A 748-nucleotide genomic window follows, 5' to 3' on the forward strand; every position below is an offset into this window, starting at 1 on the left:
ACCTCGAAGCCTTGCGCCGCGTCGGATCGTTTGACGATCTCGATGGTCCAGCGGCCAATACCGATCAGAGCCTCGCGCAGTTTTGGTCCTGCATATCCTCCGTCCGCGAAGACATGGCGCAGCTTCGGTGCTTCCCGGCGGAGGCGTGTGAAAACCTCGGGGGCCCCATCGCGGTCCTGGATACCTGCGCTGTGAACGCGCAACGCGATCAGGTGACCGCAAGTGTCTGTCATGATGTGACGTTTGCGCCCCTTGATCTTCTTTCCCGCATCAAAACCGCGAAGCGACGTGTTTTCAGACGTTTTCACGCTCTGGCTATCGATCACACCAGCCGTGGGACGTTCCTTCCGGCCCTCTTTGCGACGCGCCAGAACCACCAGCACCCGGTTGATCTCATGCAGCAATCCGTCGTTGCGCCATCGGTAGAAATAGTAACGCACCGTCGAGACCGGCGGGAAGTCTTTTGGCAGGAGAGACCATGCACAGCCTGCCGCCGCGATATACTGGATCGCATCCCAGATGTCGCGCAGGTTGACCTTGCGCGGGCGGCCAAGACGGTTGCGCCCGGGGAGCAACCGGACCACCACCGACCATTCCGCATCGGTCATATCGCTTGCATACCGAGCCGCTTTGCGCTCGTATCGTTTCCGGGTGATTTCGGTCCAGGGCATCATGATCTCCGTTCGTTCTCACAAACAAACAGAATCATAACTCGCTGAAATCACCCAACTCATTTCCGATCAGGCTC

The 748-nt window shown here is 58.8% G+C and carries 1 protein-coding gene; it reads right to left on the minus strand.

Translation table 11 applies throughout. The annotated features are described in order from the left end of the window. A partial coding sequence (locus IT41_RS19245) for an IS5 family transposase (protein WP_052081807.1) occupies positions 1–671 on the minus strand: 671 nt, incomplete at its 3' end. Between the last annotated feature and the right edge of the window lie 77 nt (positions 672–748).

This window comes from Paracoccus halophilus, from assembly GCF_000763905.1.
GTDB classification, from domain to species: domain Bacteria; phylum Pseudomonadota; class Alphaproteobacteria; order Rhodobacterales; family Rhodobacteraceae; genus Paracoccus; species Paracoccus halophilus.